This window comes from Veillonella sp. CNR 79/14 (assembly GCF_003992185.1).
GTDB lineage: Bacteria > Bacillota > Negativicutes > Veillonellales > Veillonellaceae > F0422.
Genome location: NZ_RQVH01000003.1, coordinates 152,489 through 175,593 on the forward strand (window position 1 = coordinate 152,489; position 23,105 = coordinate 175,593).

The 23,105-nt window shown below is 39.3% G+C and carries 26 protein-coding genes; 1 reads left to right on the forward strand and 25 read right to left on the reverse strand.

Annotated elements, in window-relative coordinates; all coding sequences use genetic code 11:
• Positions 1–99: 99 nt before the first annotated feature.
• Positions 100–1,026 carry a site-specific integrase gene (locus EO119_RS01825; RefSeq protein WP_126940452.1) on the forward strand — a complete coding sequence of 309 codons (927 nt, stop codon included), beginning with the start codon at positions 100–102 and terminating at the stop codon, positions 1,024–1,026.
• A 228-nt stretch (positions 1,027–1,254) separates the two neighbouring features.
• On the opposite strand, the gene EO119_RS01830 is transcribed toward EO119_RS01825, so the two are convergent.
• The 25 genes from EO119_RS01830 to EO119_RS01950 form a co-directional block, all read right to left on the reverse strand.
• The gene (locus EO119_RS01830; RefSeq protein WP_126940453.1) at positions 1,255–3,333 is read right to left on the reverse strand and encodes a phage tail protein; all 2,079 of its coding nucleotides are present in this window, start codon (positions 3,331–3,333) and stop codon (positions 1,255–1,257) included.
• Positions 3,334–3,344: 11 nt separating this feature from the next.
• The gene (locus EO119_RS01835) at positions 3,345–3,965 is read right to left on the reverse strand and encodes a putative phage tail protein (RefSeq protein WP_126940454.1); all 621 of its coding nucleotides are present in this window, start codon (positions 3,963–3,965) and stop codon (positions 3,345–3,347) included.
• Positions 3,962–4,996 (reverse strand): baseplate J/gp47 family protein, encoded by a 1,035-nt coding sequence (locus EO119_RS01840; RefSeq protein WP_126940455.1) that lies wholly within the window; start codon positions 4,994–4,996, stop codon positions 3,962–3,964. Before EO119_RS01840 ends, EO119_RS01835 begins: the two co-directional genes overlap by 4 nt.
• Positions 4,989–5,414, reverse strand: coding sequence for a DUF2634 domain-containing protein (locus EO119_RS01845; RefSeq protein ID WP_126940456.1), 426 nt, complete (start codon positions 5,412–5,414; stop codon positions 4,989–4,991). Before EO119_RS01845 ends, EO119_RS01840 begins: the two co-directional genes overlap by 8 nt.
• Positions 5,411–5,833 (reverse strand): DUF2577 family protein, encoded by a 423-nt coding sequence (locus EO119_RS01850; RefSeq protein WP_126940457.1) that lies wholly within the window; start codon positions 5,831–5,833, stop codon positions 5,411–5,413. Before EO119_RS01850 ends, EO119_RS01845 begins: the two co-directional genes overlap by 4 nt.
• Complete coding sequence (locus EO119_RS01855; protein ID WP_206168782.1) at positions 5,823–6,917, reverse strand: hypothetical protein; 1,095 nt, start codon at positions 6,915–6,917, stop codon at positions 5,823–5,825. The genes EO119_RS01850 and EO119_RS01855 overlap by 11 nt, the downstream gene beginning before the upstream one ends.
• Positions 6,917–7,627: a phage baseplate protein gene (locus EO119_RS01860; RefSeq protein WP_126940458.1), complete on the reverse strand. Its 711-nt coding sequence runs from the start codon at positions 7,625–7,627 to the stop codon at positions 6,917–6,919. Before EO119_RS01860 ends, EO119_RS01855 begins: the two co-directional genes overlap by 1 nt.
• Positions 7,627–10,704: a phage tail tape measure protein gene (locus EO119_RS08235; protein WP_126940459.1), complete on the reverse strand. Its 3,078-nt coding sequence runs from the start codon at positions 10,702–10,704 to the stop codon at positions 7,627–7,629. Before EO119_RS08235 ends, EO119_RS01860 begins: the two co-directional genes overlap by 1 nt.
• A 171-nt stretch (positions 10,705–10,875) precedes the next feature.
• Positions 10,876–11,238, reverse strand: a complete 363-nt coding sequence (locus EO119_RS01870; RefSeq protein WP_126940460.1) for a hypothetical protein — start codon at positions 11,236–11,238, stop codon at positions 10,876–10,878.
• A gap of 18 nt (positions 11,239–11,256) precedes the next feature.
• Positions 11,257–11,712, reverse strand: coding sequence for a phage tail tube protein (locus EO119_RS01875; RefSeq protein WP_126940461.1), 456 nt, complete (start codon positions 11,710–11,712; stop codon positions 11,257–11,259).
• A gap of 16 nt (positions 11,713–11,728) precedes the next feature.
• The gene (locus tag EO119_RS01880) at positions 11,729–12,859 is read right to left on the reverse strand and encodes a phage tail sheath C-terminal domain-containing protein (protein ID WP_126940462.1); all 1,131 of its coding nucleotides are present in this window, start codon (positions 12,857–12,859) and stop codon (positions 11,729–11,731) included.
• Positions 12,849–13,325 carry a DUF6838 family protein gene (locus EO119_RS01885; protein WP_126940463.1) on the reverse strand — a complete coding sequence of 159 codons (477 nt, stop codon included), beginning with the start codon at positions 13,323–13,325 and terminating at the stop codon, positions 12,849–12,851. The genes EO119_RS01880 and EO119_RS01885 overlap by 11 nt, the downstream gene beginning before the upstream one ends.
• On the reverse strand, positions 13,318–13,683 hold the full coding sequence (locus tag EO119_RS01890) for an HK97 gp10 family phage protein (RefSeq protein ID WP_126940464.1): 366 nt from the start codon (positions 13,681–13,683) through the stop codon (positions 13,318–13,320). Before EO119_RS01890 ends, EO119_RS01885 begins: the two co-directional genes overlap by 8 nt.
• Before the next feature lies 1 nt (position 13,684).
• On the reverse strand, positions 13,685–14,047 hold the full coding sequence (locus EO119_RS01895) for a hypothetical protein (protein WP_126940465.1): 363 nt from the start codon (positions 14,045–14,047) through the stop codon (positions 13,685–13,687).
• Positions 14,040–14,438, reverse strand: coding sequence for a hypothetical protein (locus tag EO119_RS01900; RefSeq protein ID WP_126940466.1), 399 nt, complete (start codon positions 14,436–14,438; stop codon positions 14,040–14,042). The genes EO119_RS01895 and EO119_RS01900 overlap by 8 nt, the downstream gene beginning before the upstream one ends.
• Before the next feature lie 46 nt (positions 14,439–14,484).
• Complete coding sequence (locus tag EO119_RS01905) at positions 14,485–14,712, reverse strand: hypothetical protein (protein WP_126940467.1); 228 nt, start codon at positions 14,710–14,712, stop codon at positions 14,485–14,487.
• Between the two features lie 15 nt (positions 14,713–14,727).
• Positions 14,728–16,647 (reverse strand): minor capsid protein, encoded by a 1,920-nt coding sequence (locus EO119_RS01910; protein ID WP_126940468.1) that lies wholly within the window; start codon positions 16,645–16,647, stop codon positions 14,728–14,730.
• A 4-nt stretch (positions 16,648–16,651) separates the two neighbouring features.
• Complete coding sequence (locus EO119_RS01915) at positions 16,652–17,620, reverse strand: major capsid protein (protein ID WP_126940469.1); 969 nt, start codon at positions 17,618–17,620, stop codon at positions 16,652–16,654.
• 16 nt (positions 17,621–17,636) lie between these two features.
• A complete protein-coding gene (locus EO119_RS01920; protein ID WP_126940470.1) occupies positions 17,637–18,269 on the reverse strand; it encodes a phage scaffolding protein in 633 nt (210 codons plus the stop codon).
• Positions 18,270–18,345: 76 nt separating this feature from the next.
• Complete coding sequence (locus tag EO119_RS01925; protein ID WP_126940471.1) at positions 18,346–19,788, reverse strand: phage portal protein; 1,443 nt, start codon at positions 19,786–19,788, stop codon at positions 18,346–18,348.
• A 13-nt stretch (positions 19,789–19,801) separates the two neighbouring features.
• Positions 19,802–20,419, reverse strand: coding sequence for a PBSX family phage terminase large subunit (locus tag EO119_RS01930; protein WP_126940472.1), 618 nt, complete (start codon positions 20,417–20,419; stop codon positions 19,802–19,804).
• Between the two features lie 68 nt (positions 20,420–20,487).
• The gene (locus EO119_RS01935; RefSeq protein WP_126940473.1) at positions 20,488–21,072 is read right to left on the reverse strand and encodes an NUMOD4 domain-containing protein; all 585 of its coding nucleotides are present in this window, start codon (positions 21,070–21,072) and stop codon (positions 20,488–20,490) included.
• A gap of 85 nt (positions 21,073–21,157) precedes the next feature.
• Positions 21,158–21,859, reverse strand: a complete 702-nt coding sequence (locus tag EO119_RS01940; protein ID WP_240632795.1) for a PBSX family phage terminase large subunit — start codon at positions 21,857–21,859, stop codon at positions 21,158–21,160.
• Complete coding sequence (locus tag EO119_RS01945) at positions 21,849–22,292, reverse strand: terminase small subunit (protein WP_126940474.1); 444 nt, start codon at positions 22,290–22,292, stop codon at positions 21,849–21,851. The genes EO119_RS01940 and EO119_RS01945 overlap by 11 nt, the downstream gene beginning before the upstream one ends.
• A 351-nt stretch (positions 22,293–22,643) precedes the next feature.
• A complete protein-coding gene (locus tag EO119_RS01950; protein WP_126940475.1) occupies positions 22,644–23,084 on the reverse strand; it encodes a DUF1492 domain-containing protein in 441 nt (146 codons plus the stop codon).
• Positions 23,085–23,105: the final 21 nt, after the last annotated feature.

Consider the following 23,105-nt stretch of genomic DNA (forward strand, 5'->3'; position numbering starts at 1 on the left):
CCTTCACACATCGGGTTCTTCTTATTTGTAATTTCATTATATCATATTCTCCGCTCTCGTCAATGGACGAGGGCTTTTTTATGTTGAAAGAGGAATACAATGAAACTTATACAAAAAATAAAGCATGCTACGAAACGTCCTTATGTGGTATATTCTGTCCTAGGCTATTACTCCACCTACGATGAAGCGGTTGATGCACTCCAACAATCTCGCCAATCCCTAACACTTCATGAAGTCTACGAAATGTGGATACCGTCGCATGCTAAGAGTGTAAGCACTAACACTCTTAACAACTACGGCTCCGCCTTTGCGCACCTGGTTAGTATTCACGATGTAGCAATTGGTGACATCTCTTACCTCCAATTACAGTCAATCATTGACAACATGCTTAGTACTGGACTATCTTACAGTTCCTGCAAGAAGATCCGAACCTTAATTAGTCAATTATTTGACTATGCAATAATCAATGGATGGTGTACCACTAATTATGCCAAGTTCCTAAACCTTGGCCATAATAAGCCAGTACGACCACACAAGCCTTTCACTACCCAAGCAATCAACCGCTTATGGCGTTTAGAATCACCACTGCATGATATTCCATTGATTCTTCTTTATACGGGAATGCGTGCATCGGAATTGATTAATCTGAAAGCTCGTGATGTTAACCGTAAGCAACGAACGATTAAAATCACATCGGCCAAGACTAAATCAGGCATCCGTACTATTCCTATCCACGAACGAATATGGCCTATCATCGAGCGTAGACTCAATACTATTTACGTAATTCAGGAATGTCGTACCTATTCATCTCTAAGTAGAGAATTTGACAAAGCAATGAAAGCCATTAATGCCAAACACACCACCCACGATTGTCGCCACACCTTCGCTACACGCCTTGATAACGAGGGCGCCAATTACAACGCCAAGCGATTACTGCTTGGCCATGCTAGTGGAAACGTTACCGACGGAGTGTATACTCACAAATCATTAGGTCAATTGCGTAAGGCTATTCGCTTACTAAAATGACCAAGGGGGAAAAGCCAATGTTGAAGTATCCTCCAGGATATTTGCTGATTTCATTAACTTTCCAATAACATTTACAAGAACGTCAATTGTTTCAGCTACCAATGTCGCTGAAACTCTTGATCGAGACGAATGGGCAACCAGCGCAATATCTGCAATCAGCTTAACAAAATTTAAATATCAAAGTGCCCAAAACGGAGTTACTAAATTACATTGGATTGCCATTGGTAGTTAAATCCCTAACGCTACATATCTTACGGCGGGTGTTATTCCATCTGATGAGTAATCATTCCCCAAGCCACATAAGAACCTAGACTTATCCACAACTTTGCACCATGCTCCTACATTGAATTGAGGCAAAATTGATATTGCATTTGCATAAAAACATTTAGATTTGAAAGAAATAGGATATGTTTTATACCCATATTCACCGACACTCTCAACAGATATTCCCCCTTGGATAATTAGCCCCCCGAATGCCTCGCCAAAGCAGATATACCAGGCATTCTCGTTGCTAAAGTCGTACCGAACTCCTTTGGATTTTAGTAGACTCGTTACATCCAAATTAATATCACCAATTAATGCTTTTACAACCGCTAGTGTTGGTGCAAGGGCGGTGTTAGTATCTGCTTTATTTGACGTTAGTAGTTGAAGATCTGAGGAACTGTTGCCCTTTCTTACCGTAAGCCCTGTGTTATTCTTTGTGACGGTTACCTCTTTCGCATTAACGTCCGAACGGACGGAATTAACCGAGGATTCTACATCCCCAATAAGAGATTTGACAACGGCTAATGTAGGTGCTAATCCTGTATTGGTCTCGGCCTTATTTGTTGTTAATAGTTGAAGGTCAGATGTAGTACTACCTTTGCGAACTGTCAAGCCAATAGTGTTTTTTGTCACGGTCACTTCTTTCGCATTAACGTCCGAACGGACGGAATTAACTGAAGCTTCAACGTCACCAATAAGAGATTTAACTACAGCTAATGTAGGTGCCAATCCTGTATTTGTATCAGCCTTATTTGTCGTTAATAGTTGAAGATCTGAGGATGAGGATCCTTTCCTTACGCTAATACCCGTATTATTCTTAGTGACCGTTACCTCTTTATTCATAACATCGCTACGTAAAGTTCTAACAGAAGCTTCAACCCCACCAATAAGGGACTTTACTACTGCTAAGGTAGGCGCCAAACCTGAATTAGTATCAGAACTGTCTGTGGTTAGTAAATTAATTGGTGTACTATTCCCACCCTTATTTACATTAAAACCTTGTGTCGTTTTGGTGATTGTCACATCGCCATTACTAATTGACGAGTTTACCCCACTAATTGACGAGTTTACACCTGCGATTAACTCCTTCACAACTCCAAGCGTTGGTGCCAAATTCGTATTTGAATCGGATTTATTTGTAGTCAACAATTGTAAGAATGTAGGTGAGCCGTCACCCTTCTTAACGTTAATTCCAGTAGTAGATTTTGTAATGTCAGTAATTAAACTATCCCAATCAGCTAAGTACTGCCACGATGACCAGGCATTATAGAATGTCCGAGTCGCTATTTTAATATCCTTGCCTTGTCCGTAAGAATAAAAGGTCTGATTAATTATGTTCCCTTCCGTTTTGGTCACTTGAATTTGACCATACGAATAAATTTTGCTTGACGATGGCGCATTAGCCCACCCAAAATTACGAGCGTTTCCTTCGTAAATTCCTGGGGTCGTCAAGGAATTCCAGTCGCTTATCCCTGCTGGAATTGGTGTACCGCCTGCATATCTGCTGAGGTTATGGGCATTAGGGTCTGACTTATGTGCATTCAGCTGGCTTTCTAAAGAATTTTTAACTCCATCTACCATTTCTTTAGTTACATATATTTGACTGTTTAAATTAATGGTTACATTCTCTGCATTGCCGACATAAAATGTAATAGTAATTAACTTTTCATCCAACGAGGTTCCGGCTGTAGTATAACTCGCCTGTGATCCCGCATTAGTGTAGGCAAACAGTTTCTCTGTACCACTCTCACCGACCTTTGCAAATACGCCCAATTCACGAGCATAAAATCCTGTAGTTAGTCTACTGTTAGAAATAGTAGCTACTACATCAATTTCGCCATTCCCTTTTTTCTTAACAGCCTCAACCCCATTATCACAGATTTTGTGCTTAAGGTCAGTTAATAGCTCTATGTTTTCATTATCTGATACAGCGCCATCACCTAATGCAATTTTTGTAAAAATCAAAGGTTTTTTCTGATTAATGGACTCTACAAGCATGTTGTTACCAGCTAATGTTGTGGTTATTTTATTATAATTACTCACTACTTCCTCCTTTAAAACTGTAACCGACTTCTAATAGCGATTGCGCCAACTGGTTTACTTATAGGACCATTTGTCGTGATCGTTCTATCAGATTTTTGCGGCATAATATAAATTCGTTCAATTTGCGACACCGCCCCACTAATCCTCATAGGGGCTTTGCCAGTAAAGGCATGACTAAGCAAATACGATAGATGCGCGGGTTTATAAATCTCTACGACTCTTCTGATTTCATCAAGTGCATCTATTGTATTAACGATAATCTTAAACGTATTAGGACCTGTATTTTCTAGTACTATCGCATTCTTTGGTGGATACACCAAATTTACAATCTCTTGTAATTGACTTTCCGTAATTGTTTGTGCTCCACGCATTTTGACTAACAACAAATTACGCCGTTGGTCTATGGGCAAATGCTTATTCTGTAATCCATATACTCGCTCCCAATCATCTAAGCCCCAGGTTGCACTTTCCACAAATAGCTGCTTACATATATCAATAATAAGCAACCGCTGTTTCTCATGTTCTTCGCTTAAGGAATCTTGCGCTCCTTTAAAAGTATTGTCGTTGCTCAAGAACTTAGGCAAATATCGCAAGACATCTACTTTATAGGTTCTCAACAAATTAAACATCATACGACTTGTACCTCGCCTAATACAGCTAATTGATCCACACCTAATGTAATAGACTCGGTTCGACCATTTACCAATAATCTCGTATAATCTATCGCTCCTGCATCTAGTGCCAAACTACCAATTTTAGCAACTGATAACTTAACTGTCTGATTACCTTTAATTACCTGTTGTTCCAAAGCAATAAAATATGCTTTGACCAATTCCTTAAATACGTCTTTGCTAAATGCGCCTTCAGGGTGAATAGATAGATTAATTGTTGTAGGTTCCACCGTTTTTACTGTAACAACAGCCCCCATTGGGCGCACCTTGTCAACGTAAGATTGTACCTTAGCAACAATATCTTTGGATGCAGCTTTATATTCCGTATCTACGACAATCACTTTTACTGTTCCTGGGCCATTCCACGTAGGAATAACTTTAGCCCCTCCGACTCCTGCCACTGACATCGCCCACTCATAATAATGGTTAACATTACCTGATGTGCCAGGATTTCGTACATGATTTAGGTATCTTGTTCTAAGTTCTTCATCCGTCTCCGCTTCAAAACCGTCTTGCATAGGTTCGACATTTGAAACACTTAGCATCCCTGGTATCGACATAGGTATTACAGAAATCGCTTGCGCCGTTACATTACCAATACTACCAGGTATCACAGCCTCCACTTTCACAGTAGCCTGTGTATCCACCGTCACAGCCTCTAAGGTTTCAAACAACACGCCTGTTTGTGTTGCAAATTGACTCCCTTTAGGAAGTTCTCCATTGCCTTTTACCGTAACAAATCCAACAGCCTTTGTAGATTCTTTTCGAATTACTCCACTGTCGGCGGCCTTTCTTGTTAAGAAATCACCATATGCCGTATCACCAAATGCTACTTTGTATAGTTCTCCAAGTTCTACATAGGTTTTCATAAATTCAATAGCATTTGACGAAAATACATCGTACTCAAATGTACCCTCAAATTTGCTAAATGGTGATGTACACTGGTTTTGTAATTCCTTAAGTATTTCATCTGAATTAGGTATTTTAAACATTAATATTTAAACCTCCATATATTGTCGTAAGAGTGACAAAGCACTCTACTTTGTCCTGAACCTCTTCAAATTCAACACTATCAACAGATTTAATATACGGATTAACCATTAGGCATTCGATAATCACACGTTTCAACTCGCTATAGCGCTCACCTACACTCATCACATCACCAATAAATGGTTTAAGTTCTATTCCATATCTCCTAGAATAGGCTAGATATTGATTGCGTTCCGTCATTAAGGCTTTATAAACCCAAACCTTTAGTGCATCATCAGCAGTCACTTTAATTCGATTACCAAGACTATCGAGTTTGAAAGTATTATGTTCAAAATCCCAATCATATTCAATGAATACGGGTAATTCTTGCTCTCTTTCTTGTATGGTTAAGCCACCTACAAAAGGGAACTCCGCACTCATAGTTTCACCACTTTCTGCCCAATATAATATAATTGTTCTTCTTGACCGTATACAGGGAATACCGTTACCTCATCCCCTACTCGGAGCGTATCCGTCATAATGATAGTATCTGTATAATCGTTATGAATATCATGGGTATGGCTAGCGAACTCAGCATATCCACCACCACCTGAACGAGGCTGTGTTGCACTTATGATATGCCCTTTTGCTTCCCGATAATGATCTGGCTTCCAATAATCATTAATATAAATCTGTTCGTTGGTAATATCGATGTTATCGACCCTAATTACAAGGTTTGGATATGGAGAGGTAACAACACCTATACGCATTCCCATAGGTTGTTCGCCTTTTGCAATTCCATGGATAGTGTCCACTACCTTTGCCATAGAATGCGCCGCGCTCGGTATATCATTGTACATAGTGTATCTCTACCTTTCTTTTACTTTGTTTCTTTGTTGACCGCCGGCCTTTCCCTTGAGCGGCCTTTTCAGTTTTTTTAACTTCGCGCTCATTTCGTTTTGCTTCCTTTTCTTCTAAAGAATGATCTACTTTTTCTTCGGTCATAATATTTTCAAACTCAATCTCTAATTTCATCGTGTGTTGCCCATTTTGGAAAGTATGGGTATCACTTTTAATCCAAAATTTACCGCTCAATTGAGCAATGATATCGCGTATCTCAATTGAATACGAAGATAAAGCATCGTAATCTCCTAAGCAATCAATCGTACCACTACGCTCTGGCCCTTTAAAGATCGCCTTTACCTCTTCAGCGGTGTTTTTGTTTTTACTCTCCTTGTAAACCTCTTGTATCATGGAATATCGTTTGATATGGTCGTCATTACTTTCATAACGAATTAAGTTACCTTTATCATCCGTAACCATCACCTTATTGACCATGTTTTCGATACTTTCCTTGTAGGATGAATCCGTAATATTCCTATACTGGTCGATTACTAAGCCCTCAATTAATGAGCCTTTTTCTATAACATCTAACTCATCGCCCTCCATCATGGTTTGGTATTTCTTGCCAGTCTTTTTAGAGGCCTCTGTATATGCCATAACAATAATCTGGTACCCTGATTTATTATTCGCAATAAAGGTCATCTTTTCTTTTGTTTCAGCCAAATTACCTACTTTAATTCCCATTTCCTTACATACAGCCTTAGTGATATCCTCAGCTGTCATGTTAGTAAACTTCCTAGTAGTTTTTGACTTACTTAATACAAAGAGATTATCGTAACATGTCACCGTAATCGCTGATGCAGATGTTTTACGCTCCGTTGCATAAATATTACCTACAAATTGAAGGTCCCCATCTTCGGAATACGCCTTTACTGTTTCCCCTATATTCAGCGCATATACTGGAAAGTTCGGATCTCTTGGATCTTGCGTATAAGAAAACTCTAGTTTTCTAGCCGCCTGTATCCTTGAACCTGACCATGTAGCAGAATTAACTAAATGAGTAATGTCATTTTCAACAGAATCTATATGTTTAATAATCATCATTTCACCTTTAGCTTTCTAAGTTGGCTTAGATTATTAATCGCCAAGTTCTTTAAATCATTAGATTGGATAATGCGTTCATATTGTTTGTAATTTCCATAAGCTTTTTTGGCTGCATCTAATACATCTGAACCTCGATTAAATAAGGTTGCCGTTGTTGGCTTACTTTCCATTGTCGGTCTATCTTTTAAACCTGTAGTAGAATCTACCGCCTTTGTTTCATCACTTACGGTGGATGTGTTCAAATCTTTGTACTCTTTAAAACTAAGAGTAAAATACAAATCCCCTGTATTTTCTTGTTTCTTCCATGGAAATGACATAATTGCCATCATTAAATTAATAGGCCCATCGGAAATAATCACACGAACTGGCTTTTTAGATACTGACCACTTTTCAATAAGCGATACAATTTCTGATGGCTTTCTTTTATCACCTACGATAAAAGGGTAATCTTTCGCTGGAAAGAATCCATCAAACGAAAGTGTCTTTAGTTTAGGATTGCCAAATAATAAGACCTCACCAATTTGTGTAATGTCTACAGATTTATGTTCTTGTTCAAATCCTACATCATACTTTGTAGGGGTCACGGGCAAGACTAACCGTTCATTCCCTTGGGATAAGATAATAGTAGGGTACTGATTGCCACTTTTACCCATAATAACGGATAGGTAGGACAATGCCCTACCTATTCCTGCTACTAATTTTGCCATTAAACACCTCCATAGTTCGTTTCAGCGGACGCAATCATAGAAAATAAAGAATGTGCAATTCTATCAATATCAGCCTCTTCACGTACTACAAATGTATTGCCACTAATAGAATAGTTATTACCGCCACTATTCGCACCGCTAAATTGTTCAGTTAACATTTTTTCGGTAGTTGCATGTGGGTATATTCTTGATCCGCTAGGTAAATCTACAATCTCACCGCCACGTTCATTAATTTCAGTCCAGCCACCGCCAAAGTAATTACTACCTGTCGCATGGCCACTTAATTTTAAACCTGTAATAGATGAGCCTTTTTCCATAGCAGAATTTATTCCACCACCAATGGTAGATAACGCTTCTTGCCCAAATTGTTTTAACGGCCCCCATACATTTTCATTGAACCATCCAACGATTCCGCTCCACGCTCCCTTTACCGCACTACATGCGCCATCAAAAGCGCTTGTAATTGCATCGGTAGTGCTTTGCGCAAAATTGCTAATTGGTTGCCACACGGTAGAGCTAAACCAATCTGCTAACGGTGAGCATATAGAAACGATACCATCATAAGCCATTGCGACTACACCCACTATCGTATTAATGATAGGTGTACATGTGCTAACAACAGTATCCCATGTATCACTAAACCATTGCTTAATGCCATCAAAATTAGAAACAACACCATCATATATGCTTTTCCATGTATTAGAGAACCACTGCTTTAATCCCTCAAGATTATTTGTGATTCCTTCATAGATACTGTTACCTATTTCTTCACCAAAGATAGCGCCACCAACACCGCCAATTAAGCCCCCTAACGCACCACCTACGGCTGTACCAATGCCAGGTATGATAGAGCCTAATGCCGCTCCACCCATAGCTCCTAATTTGGCACCAGCTAAACCACCTGCCAAACTACCAGCCATGCCACTTGCAGCTTTTCCTTTATTCTCAGATGTAGCGATATCATAAGCACCCATGGCCAAAGATAAAGGTATTGCCGCCTTGCCTCCGACTTTCATTAAGCCTTCTTTGCTTATTCCTTTAAAAGACTTAGCAGACACTTCGCCAATGCCTTTCCTGATTTCATTACTAATGCCCCAAGATTTTTGTGCAGTAGATTTAGCAACCCCTAAAGACTTGCTTCCTACGATTTTAATAACATCACGAGACTTGCCGCCTAAAGCTTTAGTCATATCCCAAGATTTACGTACTGCGCTTTTAGTATTATCCCAGGCTTTTCGACCATACTTGCGACCTTTGCCACTAGCAGGAGTTGAAGGTGTATTAGTAGGATAGTTATTCGGATAATTAGGGGTTGTGTTCGGTGGATAATTTGAAGGTCGCTTGCCTCCGCTGCCTCCTGGCAAGCCCGGTAAATTACCTTCACCAACTCCAGGCAATAGTTTGGCAGCATTTAAAGTGACCTGTAGGGCATTTACTGTCATTTCGCCAACAGTTCCATCTCCACCGCCAGAGGAACTTCCTTTACCTTTCTTAAATAGGTTCTTTATTTTCTTTCCGAATTTAAAAGCTCCCACGCCAGCTACCGCCAACGCAATTCCAGATAAAATGGATGGCAGGCCTTCCATTTTTACGGTTTGCCCTACTAGCTCTTTAACCGCAGATGTAATGCCGTCTATGATAGATTTAACATTGAGCCCATTTGTCTCCACATTCTCAGCAAATCCAGCGAACCAATTATCGATGCCTTGTACAATCTCACGGAAACCTCCAATACCACCGCCCATAATTTTTGTAGTGAAAGAGTCCCAGTCTCCTGATAGTTGCTCCAAATCACCTTTTAGGCTGTCCATTCTAATGTTGGCCATGTTTTGCGCAGCACCATTAGAATTATCAATCGCACTCGCTAACTTATCAAAATCTGCATCTGAGGAATTAACCAAAGCCAATAACCCAGACATAGCTTCTTGACCTGCCAACATAGCTGCCACTGAAGCTTTACTTTCTGGAGTTAACTTACTCATCCCGGAACGAATATCTTTAATAATATCTCTAAAAGGCTTCATTTTGCCATTAGCATCTAATATATTGAGCCCTAATATTTGCATCGCTTCAGCAGAATCATTTGTAGGTTTGACCATTCTTGTCATCGTAGATCGTAACGCTGTACCAGCTTCACTTCCTTTGATGCCTTGGTTAGCCATAAGACCAATTGCAGTTGCGGTATCTTGAACTGTGAAACCTAAAGCACCAGCTACTGGTGCAGCATATTTGAAGGTTTGCCCCATAAGAGCAACATTCGTATTCGAATTAATAGCAGCTGCTGCCAATACATCCGCAAACATAGCGGAGTCTTTAGCTTGCAAACCAAAAGCAGATAAGCTATCTGTCACAATATCAGCAGTCATAGCCAAATCTTCACCAGATGCCGCAGCTAAGTTCATGATACCCGCAATACCGTCTATCATCTCTCCGGTCTTCCAGCCGGCCATCCCCATATAACGGAATGCTTGAGCTGATTCTAATGCGCTGTACTTTGTATCCGCACCCATTTGGATTGCTTTCTCTTTAAGCCGATTAAATTCATCACCTGTAGCTCCTGAGATAGCTTTTACCGCTGACATCTCTTCTTCAAAGTCTGCATAGCCTTTTACAGCATCAAATACGCCAAATCCAATGCCTGCCATGCCTGCCATTTGTGCAGTTGCACCAAACATTGCTCCACTTACCGTATCCGCTGCCTTACCTGCGACACCAGATAAGTTCTGCTTCACATTTACGGTTGCGGTATAGACCTTGCCTTTAAATTTGTTCAGTTCATCTTTTATCTTTTTAACGGTAGGAGTAGCGTCATCCTTAACTCGAAGCTTAACAATAGTATCCCTTGCTGCACGTTTAAACTTATCTAATGTACCGTTAGCCTCTTTGATTTTATTACTGATGCCTTGGGCGGCGCCTGAAGCCGTCCCCATACTCTTTTCAACAGAGGATAATCCCGGAACTAATGCTTTTGTTGACTGCGATAACCCATCTGTGGAATTTTTAGCTTTCTTTATTCCGTCTGTAAATCCCTTGTCATCAAGAGATATTACAACGCCTAATATTTCTGTATCAGCCACCGAATACCTCCTTTATAGCAAGTTTAGCGACATTTACCTGATCTTCTCGTTCTTTGTTCATTCCTACATAGCACATCACTTTTTCTGCCATAGATAGGTTAAAAAAGTATTCAAAAGTATGACCTTTCAGTACTAGATAGGCGGCCGTAGCCGCCTCCCAGTCTTCTTCTATTACTTTTTTATTTCATCTAAAATAGCGTAGTCAAGCTTCTTGCCCATGCCAACTGCACTAATTAATATAGTTGAAATCCCTTTGATTTCGCCGAAGTCAAACAGTTTGTTCACAATATCGATTGGATCATGACAATCATATGCCTCCTGTAATTCTTTGTCCTTCAAATTTGGTTCTTCAATGCAATTATAAACTAAGTATTCATCGCCACCTTCGTCCAGCCCAAATGCCTCTGCCATTAAATACGCAGATGGTTTCTTTGCCACTACCTCACCAATAGAAGTCATAATAGTCATTTTTTGAGCCTTGCGCTCTTTAATCTCTTCACGTTTTGCAATTAAATCACTGATTGATACTGCCATATTTGTAATCCCTTTCTATTAGTCAATTGATTCAATATACTTTAAGTCTTCTGGTGTAAAACCAAACGGAATTTCAGTTTCCACGACTTTACCTTTTTCAAAGTGTAACGGCGTTAATTTCGTAAACCACACATTATCAATAGTAAGGCGCTCTTTTTGACCCTCTACCGCATCAGGATCATCAAGCAACCCAGAAATGACGGAACGAGGATCATGCCCTGCACACCATGCCTCATGTAATTTTCGGAAGTTTCGATTGATAACATTTTTGATCTTAAACGTACCCTCACCTTTTAACGCTGTAGTTTTTGAGTCAACAGAATTACCGATAATTACATCTTCACGTTGTGCCTCTACAGTACACTCAAAACTCTCAATTTCAAACACTAACTCGCCGTCTAACCACACTTTGCCGTGAGATCCATTCCAACGACGACGACCTCTGTATTTTACATCTTCGCTTGCTCTTGCCATGTGTTATTGCCTCCTATTACATCGTAAAGCTAATTTTTAAATCTTCCATTGCATCCACGAATTTAACCTTACCAGCTAATCCAATTTCAGAACCAGTGTTGTATTCACGGATTTGCATTGGAGTCATTGTAGATACATCCTCGCCTTTAATGATGGCATAGTCTTTTTGGAACTGTTCATCAATATCTACGGTGTTGCCTGCTCGATTATCTAATACATTGCCTTCCAATTGTCCGAAATATACCAAAATTGCCGAAATAAATAGCATTTTATGGTTGTAATCATTGATGTATTTACCAACATAGTATTTTTTGAACGTATCCCGGATATCGTCTGTTACCATGTCCACGCCTTCCATAATTTTGATTTTACGGAACTCTTGGCCTTCATCAGTAGTGAATGTTTGTAAGGAATTGCATGCACGTGCGATTTTAACTCCTTCACCATCTTCTTCATCAAATAAATGTAACTCTCCACGATCAATGCGGTCAGTCAAATCTTCAAATACTTTAACAGATTCTACCTCTGTCAATTTAAAGTACGTTGCTGAGCGGTCTAGTGCAAGACCTGCAAGAATACCTGCAATACGGGCTGTATATTCAATAGCAGTATACGTTTTGTATGTAGGTTTACCGGAGCTTTCCTTGCCTTTAACCACCTTAATTTCATCTGCACAGAAATTAATAATGCCTTTATGATCTGCTGCCACATTAGCAACAACAGCTTTCACTGTTTTACGAGCATTATTACGCTCCGCTTTTACATAAGATGCTAAATCTTGTTGATCTTGTTCCGTACCTGTAGGCGCTGCAATGTAGTTGTATCGAATGTGCTTCAATTGTTTTAACAATGTAGCTTGTGTGTGTTGTGCACCTACTACATCTTCTTTCGGTAATGTATATACTAATACTCGCAATGGAGTTCCATCTAAACACTTTTTAATCAAGTCTGTAGTCGCTTCATCAAATACTTTGCTTGGGATTTCAGAAACATCTGAGATGCGATATTTGTTACTCACATCTGTTGTTTCACATTTTAAAATCAGCACTACAACCCCACGCGCCGACCGTTTAATGGCTGTTACCCCCTTAGTTTTAAAGTCAATCAAGACCTGCGGTAAACCAAATTTTTCTGTTTCATTCGCCATGTTCATTCTCCTTTAAATTAATATTATTTAAACGCAATGACAACGTTTGCATTAACTCTGCTTTTATGAATCCAACCTCTTCATCTGTAAAGACGTCGGCAAACTCTAAATTAAAAATGAAGTGCAATACTTCATCCATAAACGTATGCTCAAAGCCATTGATAGTAATATGCCTATCATCGACTGCGAAGCCTGGTCTAATTAAGCATTCCAAACTATCCGACATATCATATAATTCGGATCGCTTAATTCTTCCTTGCTTATCCTCCATCGTCCTAAATGCGATATCAATTTGCACCGTTCTATCAAAATAGGTATCGTCTCCTATCCCAGTATGCACAAACATTTCTACATAAAAATAAGGCACATTCGACTTTTCTACGTTGTCGAAATATACCTTATAATTTGGATATTTACTTTTTAAAAGCTCTAACAGAGCCTTTTGTATGTGCCGTAATCTAATCATCTAATAGGTTCCTCATAATCACCCTGGTATTGTTAAGGAATTTACTTTTAAACCCTACCATAGACCTATGCAGCATTTTACGACCTTTCACAAATCCGCCTTTTGGTGTCCGATGACCATACTCAACATGGTTCGCATACTCTGTATTATTGTACACTTCTACAGACCCACCATTAACAGGTGTACGTTTCCATGCATTACGAAGTGTACCTGTATCAACAGGGGTTTTCATCTTCACATCATTGGTGAGCAATTCTGCTTGTTGTGCCAACAATGTATCCCTATGCTCTGGATGCTTTGCAAGTATTCGTTTCCATTTTGAGTTCAGTTTATCAAAACCATTAATTGTTACTCCCATACTACGCCTCACTAATCCTAAATAATGCTATCTCTTGATGCGACATGTACTTGAACGGAGTATCAGAGCGCATAACAAAGGTCTGTCCTTTATGCTGAATGGTGATGATGTCATTCTCTTTCACATCATATCCAATCGGCAACGATAGTCGCAAATGGTCTTGGATCATAAACGCCCTATCTGTAGATTGTCCATTCATGCTACTTTGACCGGTTTGCCCTAGCTTGCAAGGTACATTCGTATATATATCTTTCATTTCATATACGTCTGCTCCTATATCATCGGTTGTTTCTACTTGCCTAGCAATCGTACATCTGTCCTTATACATGTACTGAGCAAGTAACGCACTACAGGGGTTAAGCATTAGACCATACCACCTTACGATACAAATTCAGCTTAGGCTTGATAGAATTGAAGTCTTGTTCACTAATACATCCAATCGGTGACATATCAGTTACAGCCCATGTAAACTCTACATCATTTTCTTTTAGGGACTTCAACGGACCTTGTGATTGGTTCAATGTATCCTTGCTATACTTAACGGCAAGTTCAGCACCAGTATACACCAACGAACGAGGGAAATCTGTCCTATGGCAATAGTCCATACAATCTAATACGAATTTTTCAGCAAATAAAGAAATAGGCTCTAGGCTTTTTTCATGCACAGCAGTATCCACCATAAACAACATTCGATTAGCAGTATCTGTAATACACTGGACCGCCTCTTCATAGCTTATATATTTCACATTTCCCATGCCACACCTCCTTTTGGGTACTAAAAAAGCACCCTATGTAGAGTGCTTAAAATATAATTTCTTGCCATAATTCCTCTGGCATTTGTTCAAAAGGTTGATTATTTGCAATAGCATTAGCAAGTTTTCTTGTGGTTTCATTTATGCTATCTACAGAATCATCTAATGGGTCGCAATAAATAGCTCTATCTAAAGAATGTTCACCGAACGTAGATAAATATAAATCATGCATTTTATTGCATCTCTCTATTGCTTTATAGTATTCTGTATCATTCATCAACTCCACCACCTTTTACGCCTTTAAAATCATGCCAACAATAAAATGTAAATACTCAATATCATCTGAAATTGTAGCATATTCATAAGAGTTTGTTTTGTAATTAAACTTCTTTATATGTCCATTTTCGTTGGGAGAAAAAACACTTTCAAGTCCCATGCTTAGAATTTCTGAAGCATGCTCACCATAATCCTTACCTATATATGGGTTTATAAAATTATCAGCATATGTGAGCTCTCTTCCATATCCTTTATAATTTAATAGCTCGCTAAGATATTGTAAATGCTCCCCTTGTACTCTAATGCTTCTATACTCTAGAGATAATCTCAATGCATCTTTATTGAAATGTTCAACCATATGACCAATTTCATGGTATGGTGTAGTTTTTTTTACGCCATTCATCGCAATGGTTATATAGTTAGAATCAGAATCATATTTACCCTTAATAAAATCAACTCTGCCATTAGGAGTTCCATAATGGAAGTATCCTCTACTAGCTTTATGGGCACAAATTTTACAATTATTGTCTTGTACATATTGCAACCAATCACTCGGATAGAATGAAAACGCTTCTTGCAGCATTGTTTTATTTTGCTTATTGCCATATTTAGCCCACATCTCTTTTGGTACGACAGAGCCCATCTCTCTGTATTCACTGAATACTTTCTTCAACGCCTCTTTATCCCCTATGATGTCGACTATCGAATGTTTCTCAGCAACCATTTTACCTAAGTTTATTATATCTTGAGGATTAGCTTTTGACAAATCAATATTAGCCATTTTTTTGCGTATCATATCTGCTGTGATTTCTTTTGTAGGCTTATCTGATAATACTTCTTTTGTTGGTTTATTTGCCTTTTGTTCAGTACGCCACTCACCAAACGTCTTAGATTTATCTACATACACCGCTTTCCAGTCTTCATAAGCCATATTTCGTGGGACTTTAGTATATTTTACTGTATCCCCTTTTTTTGAAGGCTCTACTTTTACTGTACGTGATCCACTAGTTCCCTTTTTAGGCCCTAATGCACCAGCTATGGTAGAACGGCACCTAGGATGTAATGGCGGTACATTACTGCCTACCTCTGCTTCATCCAAAGGGTATACATTATTATCGTGATTCCGACATACCGACGATGTTCGCTTATCCAGGGTTGCAATAAATTGAAAATACCCCATCTTAGCCTCTCGTAATGAGTCAAGAGTAGCTTGATTATGAATATAGTTGAGTTCCGTCCGAACCAATCGAACAGCATCGCTTTTGCCTACTTCCATTCGTTTTTGTACTTCTTTGGCTAGCGTATTAACAGATACACCCCGATGCACGCCATTCACAATAGTAGCTTGTATTGTTTTGGCGAGCTTATCGGAGTTCTTCCATATCCGTTCACTATAGTTTTTACCGCTCCAAGGGGTCCTTAGCACATCTTGCATACGTTTACTATCTACAGCAACTTGCAAGGGCCCATTGCCACGTTTAGCGAGTTCATATGCAGAATGTAAGCGGTTGTCTTTATACGCCTCTTTCAGAAACCTTGTTACCGCCCTATCTGCATGCTGACCTAGCTTATCTAGCTCAATGAGCGTTTCACTATACAGCTTATCTAGTCTAGATATACGGGACCTCATAGCAAGAGTATTGAGTTCTAGTAATGTTTTTGGATTGCCTGTTTCTTTGTATTCCTTCACATATTCTTCAATATCTTTTCGCCAAGTCCTATATTCTGTGCCAGTAATCAGCTTTCTAGCCTCTTCCTTACTTAAGCCGTTATCTCTAGCAAACTTACCGTACAACTTTTCTATATTCCCCTGGATGCGTATCGCTGACCTCTCATATTGGGATGTCAGCTCTTTTTCGATCGTTTCACGGCTCTTTTTATTCCATTCTTCCTCTCGTTCGATACTGCGCTTTGCCCAATATGATTCAGCGCCCATAGTCCTAACCTAATTTGTGTACGAATTTAACGATGCGAATTTGTTTAGGCTCGTATACACGTTTCCAGTTTTTAGCATCTTTTAACTCTGTACGAGATACAGACTCTGCATGTGCACGGGATTTGTTTTGCCATGCTACTCCACGTGGATGCATAATAAACGCTTTACGCATGATTAAGTAATCAATACCAGAGCCTTTCTTTTCATCACGATCAACTGCCGCTTGTTTTAAGCCCACTGGATTACCTACCCCATAGGCAATTGCACCCTCGCCAAATAAGTATGTTGTGTATTTATCTGTTTCAACAGGGCAACTATCATCCACGATAACACGGCGACCCATGTATGTATCAAAAGATAACGCATCAGATTGACGAATTGTTTGGATTAAATTCAATTTATCCAAATAAGACTTTGTAGCAGAGTGCATCACTACTGCTGTTAAGGAGTTTCGTGCGTCCCCCATAAGTTGCATTGCATCAATGAAAGCCTCCCCTGAGAAGTTTCCTGCTTTACCTTCTTTCACAGAAATATCAAGGATATGATCTGTCATACTAGTAGAAGCGAACACACCATCAAGAATATTCAACAACTCTTTTTGATGGTCGCGAGCCCAGAATCCTGCTGCCAAATCACCAATCGCTTTCATTGGGTCTGTACCTGCCAATTGTGCAGCTAAGTCAGTAGAGCTCCACATTTTAGCACGACGAATAGTAGTAGATGTATCCTGGTTAGATGTAATTTTATCTGCCGTTAAGTCTTGCCCTTCCACTACATCTTCAGAATCTCCAGTTAAGTCGTTGAAAAACGGCATATTGTGAACTTGTGCAGGTTCGCTTGCTAATTTGTCAAAGCGAGAATCGCGAGTGATAATTCCAGATTGGAAAATTGCAGATAATTGAGCCGTACGATTGACTACATAATTCGCAAAAAACGGCGTAGGATTAATGATGTCTTGTAAAGTTGTTCCCATTAGTTACCTCCCATGGTTAAAAATTAATCTCGACACCTGCTTCACTTGCTAATTGTTTAGCTCGCACAGGGTCTTTAGAGAATAGTTCTGCTTGTTGCGTTAGATTGTAATGTTCTTTAGAGAATGGGTTATTTGTAGGCGTACCGCTTCCTTTATTAGGGTCATATTTGAATTTAGGGTCGCCTTCAGGTTTGAACAAGAATGCTTTATTTGTTTTTAATTCCTTCAATTGTTCATTTAAGCCAGTTACTTTGCCATCTTCACCAAGAATGAGTTTAGACTTATCAATCAAGTTAGCTACGAGTTCAGCGTCCTGAGCCGTATCACCGATTGCTAATTGAACAGCAGTAGATATTTTCAAATTCTTCAAATCTTGCTCCGCTTTTAAAGCATTAGCTTTATTTTCGGCTTGCAGTTTAGTGATTTTATCTTTAAGAGCTGTAATATCACCCTCACTGTCCTTTAATGTCTTTAACTGCTTATCACGATCTGCAACAGCAGTTTCAAGGTTTTTCTTTTCCGCGTTAACCTCGTTAAAACGCGACTTCGGAACATATTCACCATCGAGAAATTCTTTAAATTGTTTTGTCGCTTCGTCAATTTTATCCTCTGCGATACCCAATTTTTCTAATAGTTCCTTAAATGTCATATGTTTTCTCCTTCCGGTTTTTACCGTGGTTTACCTGCCACGAGTTACTAGAGATTAAATTTATATATATATATGACTATTGGTCCCCGTGTTCATCATCGTCATCATGGTCGTTTATAGAGCCATTGTCACGATGTTCATGTTGCCAATCATCATAAATACCATTGTTAGATTCCGCCTCTTCGGCTTCAATTTGTTTAAGTTCCTCGTTTACATCTTCAACAAATGGGTGATGTGCGAGAATACTGCGTTTAGAAACAACTCCCATTGATTGAGAGCACATGTTAACTAAATCACTATCATTCTTAACCGATGTACGAGTCCATGTTTGATTGATGGTTATCTTGTCATTACCATGAAATTTACAAATAGCACGAATGAGTTGATTAAATCCTAACTGGAATTCTGTTTCCATCATGCCAGCTTTTAATTCAAGCAACGTATACAAGAACTTCATTGCCTCGCCACTTGTTCCATCTAAGCCTTGTTGCTGTGGATCCACACCTTGCCCCATATCGAAGATAGCTTTACGAGTAATAGCAAGAAGTTCTTTACGTGCTTCAATCGGAATATCAATCGTTAATGTAGAAATACCGCTTTTATCATCAGGACCAGTAGAGTCCATTTGAATTGCCTTATATTTCTTCATTCCATTTAAAAACTCGGCTAAATCTTCGCCACCATAATTAGTCAGGACAAATATAACTTCTTGCACATCCTCAAGATCATTTAAGAAACCGCTGTATGTTTTGTCATACACATCAATAAGTTTCTTAATTCGGTTTAAATCAGGCGTATATGTAGCATTGTTAGCAAACGGAATAAAAGGAACTGCGCCCATATCATGTGGCATAATATCGACTTCAACCATAGCACCAGTAGGGTCAATCATTGCAAATGCTAAATAAGGTTGGAGCTGGTCTACTACATCACCGCTTCGAATAGAGAAGGCTTGTACTTCTTTATCGTTCCAAAATTCATAAACCGTGATGTTTTCACCTGCTTCGTTTGTGTCTTCATACACCCTAAACACGCCCTCTAATTTAGTATTGATATGATTATTCCATACAGGCACGATTTGAGTTGCCGGAATGGTGCCCCATTGAAAGTTCTTCTCTTCATCTATCCAATAATGAACCCAAGCGATACCGCCATTTGTAGCTTTAACGCATAAATCTTTACATTTCTTTTCGTAAGCGTCACCTAAATCTTCAAGAATAGCATCGTTTAATGCATCATTCTTAACGTCAAATATAGGTGGAGCTGTAAACATGTATGCGGTTTTTTGATCCACAAGCAAAGGGTAAAAAGAATAGGCGATACGATTATCTGCTTGATGCATAGGGTTAAACGTGTCGCCTTTTCGTTGTGCCTCTTCCTGGCTTTTGGGTTTTTCTTTTAGATAGTTGATATCGTTATCTACCATGTAATAGCGTTCAGATACCATCATTTGTGAAATTACATCACCATGTCGAGGCATGTGCTTTTTAATTAGCTTTTTAATTAATTCAATGTCCAATCTTTCACCTTCCTTATTTCAATATACGAACGCCCTTACGCCCATCAAAATCTTCCATGGCGTATCGCATGGCATCCATTAAATGGTTAAAATCATCAATAGGCTTGTTGATTCGATTATCGAATTTATCTACGTCCCAAGTGTAACTATTTATTTCTGTTAAGAAGTTCACACATCTAGGATGAATGATAATCTTATAATCTTGTATTAAAGATATACCCGCACGAATAGAATCAGCCCCTTTCTTTGCACTCCGTATATTCCTAAGGCCATGCTTACGCAAATAGGCAATAGATTTGGGTTCGGCACTATCTGCACGTATCCGTTCTTTGGCATAGCCCATTTCTGTCACTTTAGTCAGGATATCTTCATTACTCATACCCTTTTGGTACATCTCATCGAATACATATATTTCACGGGCTACCGTATCCACCAGCCCACAAAATAATGTACTGGGGTCGTTGACATACCCAAAATCCATACCAAATGCGGACTTTACACTCGGCCGTTTCGCTATTTCTTCTACATCGAATACTCGCTCTTCCCAATTATCGAATACTAGCCCTTCTACTATGCCCCAATCCTCTTTCGAAGAATAGACTATATCTTCATAGCTCTTAGCTATGCCCACCGTTTCGAGCGTTTTGCTCTACTCTACTCAGTTCACTTTAACAAGCGCTTTTCGATAGTCGTTAGACACTATAAATATCTCACGATATACCCTTTGCACGTAGACATTTTTAATAACTCATTATTTTTAGCGCATTTGTCTACTGTACTTCTACTGCATCCGATTTCACGGCTTAGTTGCGTACAACTATCGCACACAATTTCTTCTCCAGTAATTTCGTTTATCGCTACAACTCTTCTAGCATTAGATGGCTTGTAATTTCGTTTAATAGTCATCAAACCAGTAGCATATGCATGCTTTTGATTTTCAGAATAAGTACTCCATTCAAGATTTTGCACATTATTGTTTAGCGCATTTCCATCTATATGGTTTACCGTTTCTTTATTTTCAGGATTTTCTAAAAAAGCACTAGCAACTAACCGATGAACCTGTAGCAATCTAGATTTGTTATTTCTCCATAACTGTACCCTTGCCCTAGGTTTATGCCCTCGGTTATCAATTTTACTTATTGTAAAGAATAACTCCTTACCTTTCAGCTTCATCGGTCGCCCGTTTTTATCATTCACAATTCTATCTACGCTGCGAACCTTTCCTGTGTTAGAAACCTCATAAAGACCTTCATATCCTTTAATAGTTTTCCATAGCTCAATCATTGCTTACCTCCTATTTTTGAAGTAATAAATATTTAATTGGTACGGGATTGTACATCACTGTAGTTCCCCCGTTTAGATGGGTTTATTAACGTCTCGGCAATCGGGGTTTTCCACCGAGACCTGCTGTTCTATATCGACGAGGGTTCTTTTTCATCTCCTCAAACAGTATTAGGTCAGAGTCACTCAAGAACTCGTTACACAGATAATTCGTTGTAATGGCTAATATATTAGGACTATCTGCGTCAAAGAATCGCTTTTTCAACCAATGTTTATCCGACCAGGGGTTAAAGGTGAGCACTACTTGATGATACATTCCTTCGGGCAATCGTCCACGTATGGATTCATCCAATCTATCGAATGCTTCCTCTGATGTTATCTCAAAAGCTTCTTCAATCCACAATCTACATAAGGATCCCACATCAACCGTAATAGATGTTACTTTTAGCGGATCATCCAACCCACGAAATAATATTTTCTGCCCAGTCGGTATATAAGTGATTTCTAATGGAGAGGTAGAGCATTTGAAATATCTATCCAACTGCAAGCGTCGTATCGCCCATTTTAACTGGGCAAAACAACTATCACGAAGTGTTCGCTCTACCTTACGCACTACGAGCCAGTTGATATGTGGATTCTCCACGATCTCTGTGATGACCTTCAACGATTGTGTAGAGGACTTCTTGCTAGCACGGCTACCTTTTACCACTTTATACCGCCCCTTAAATCGCCAAAAGTCGCCATAGCCCTTTCCTACGATATCAGGTAGATATACGGTATTAGTCCGCAATCTTATCACCGCCCATAATGATTACTGGCTGTACATCTATGGTCGTATCTCCACTCAAAATCCTATGACGTTTAGCCATTAACTCTAGTGCTTTAAGCCTTGATTTCTCATCAGGCGGCTTATCGATAATACGGGCTTCTGAGATTCCCTCGCCTAGACCTTCGATGACAACCTGCTTTTCATTCGATAGCCCCAATGCAATTTTAGTCAATTCATACTCAACCTGCTTTGCCGTCATAATATTTTCATCTAAGTAGGCATCTCGTAATTCTGCAACTCTTTGTTTAATGTTTGGATTTGTTAATAAGGTGCTACCTTGTGACCTTGCTGTTTTTTCAGAGTAGCCGGCTCTAATAGCGGCTTGTGTCGCATTCATATCTTTCACATATTCAGTACAAAATTTTTCGTGCTTTTTGTTATGTAACCCAGCCACTATCTCACCTCCTAACTACTTTAATACGTGCTTACCTGCAGCTGTTTTTCGTCCATTTGTACGCACCGTCCTTTGATGCCTCCCATTCATAACTGAAGAGGGTGAAGCATATGACCGACATGCACCATCAATATGAATCGCTTTTGCTTTGCACCATCCTTTACAATTATTTAGGCACTGCTTTCTATCGCAATGTACATCTGTCATATATTCACCACCTTTCATTTTTTTTGCAACAAAAAATGACGTCGCAGCTTTTGACGTCATTTCTTGTGTGTTAGGTTTTATAAAATTTGTAAGGAGTGTAAAACGTTGAAAACTCGTAACCAACATTCTTACAGTACTATAATATCACATTGCCTTGACATTGTTGGCAATTTTGGCATAACTTTTTTTAAATTCTTTTAAGGCCGCCTTATGCAGCTTCGTTCGGAGTTTTTCACGGCTAATATTTAGTACTTGTTCAATATCTCTCCACGATTCATTGTACAAATAGTGATTCCGTATGATCGTTGCATACTCCATTGTTGGCATATTGTCCAATACCTCGTTGATTGTATCAACGTAAGTATATCGTCTTTCAATCAATTCCTTGAGTCGCTCAATCCTATCCTCTAGCTTGATAACTCTGTCATCAATGCCCGTTGGTGTACCGCCTTGCACCTTGGGAGCGCTATAATCAGTCGCCTTTAAGCCGTCGCACTCCGCTCTGAGTTTTCGTATTTCATCACGTAGACAATCAATTTGCCTCGCTATACTCCTCATTTCTTCGAGTATATTCTCTATCTCCAACCTATCCCACCTTTCACGGTT

Coding starts and splice junctions, on each gene's coding strand:
- EO119_RS01825 (WP_126940452.1), top strand. CDS start 100: ATGAAACTTATACAAAAAATAAAGCATGCTACGAAACGTCCTTATGTG.
- EO119_RS01835 (WP_126940454.1), bottom strand. CDS start 3,965: ATGATGTTTAATTTGTTGAGAACCTATAAAGTAGATGTCTTGCGATAT.
- EO119_RS01840 (WP_126940455.1), bottom strand. CDS start 4,996: ATGTTTAAAATACCTAATTCAGATGAAATACTTAAGGAATTACAAAAC.
- EO119_RS01845 (WP_126940456.1), bottom strand. CDS start 5,414: ATGAGTGCGGAGTTCCCTTTTGTAGGTGGCTTAACCATACAAGAAAGA.
- EO119_RS01850 (WP_126940457.1), bottom strand. CDS start 5,833: ATGTACAATGATATACCGAGCGCGGCGCATTCTATGGCAAAGGTAGTG.
- EO119_RS01855 (WP_206168782.1), bottom strand. CDS start 6,917: ATGATTATTAAACATATAGATTCTGTTGAAAATGACATTACTCATTTA.
- EO119_RS01860 (WP_126940458.1), bottom strand. CDS start 7,627: ATGGCAAAATTAGTAGCAGGAATAGGTAGGGCATTGTCCTACCTATCC.
- EO119_RS01870 (WP_126940460.1), bottom strand. CDS start 11,238: ATGGCAGTATCAATCAGTGATTTAATTGCAAAACGTGAAGAGATTAAA.
- EO119_RS01875 (WP_126940461.1), bottom strand. CDS start 11,712: ATGGCAAGAGCAAGCGAAGATGTAAAATACAGAGGTCGTCGTCGTTGG.
- EO119_RS01880 (WP_126940462.1), bottom strand. CDS start 12,859: ATGGCGAATGAAACAGAAAAATTTGGTTTACCGCAGGTCTTGATTGAC.
- EO119_RS01885 (WP_126940463.1), bottom strand. CDS start 13,325: ATGATTAGATTACGGCACATACAAAAGGCTCTGTTAGAGCTTTTAAAA.
- EO119_RS01890 (WP_126940464.1), bottom strand. CDS start 13,683: ATGGGAGTAACAATTAATGGTTTTGATAAACTGAACTCAAAATGGAAA.
- EO119_RS01895 (WP_126940465.1), bottom strand. CDS start 14,047: ATGCTTAACCCCTGTAGTGCGTTACTTGCTCAGTACATGTATAAGGAC.
- EO119_RS01900 (WP_126940466.1), bottom strand. CDS start 14,438: ATGGGAAATGTGAAATATATAAGCTATGAAGAGGCGGTCCAGTGTATT.
- EO119_RS01905 (WP_126940467.1), bottom strand. CDS start 14,712: ATGAATGATACAGAATACTATAAAGCAATAGAGAGATGCAATAAAATG.
- EO119_RS01910 (WP_126940468.1), bottom strand. CDS start 16,647: ATGGGCGCTGAATCATATTGGGCAAAGCGCAGTATCGAACGAGAGGAA.
- EO119_RS01915 (WP_126940469.1), bottom strand. CDS start 17,620: ATGGGAACAACTTTACAAGACATCATTAATCCTACGCCGTTTTTTGCG.
- EO119_RS01920 (WP_126940470.1), bottom strand. CDS start 18,269: ATGACATTTAAGGAACTATTAGAAAAATTGGGTATCGCAGAGGATAAA.
- EO119_RS01935 (WP_126940473.1), bottom strand. CDS start 21,072: ATGATTGAGCTATGGAAAACTATTAAAGGATATGAAGGTCTTTATGAG.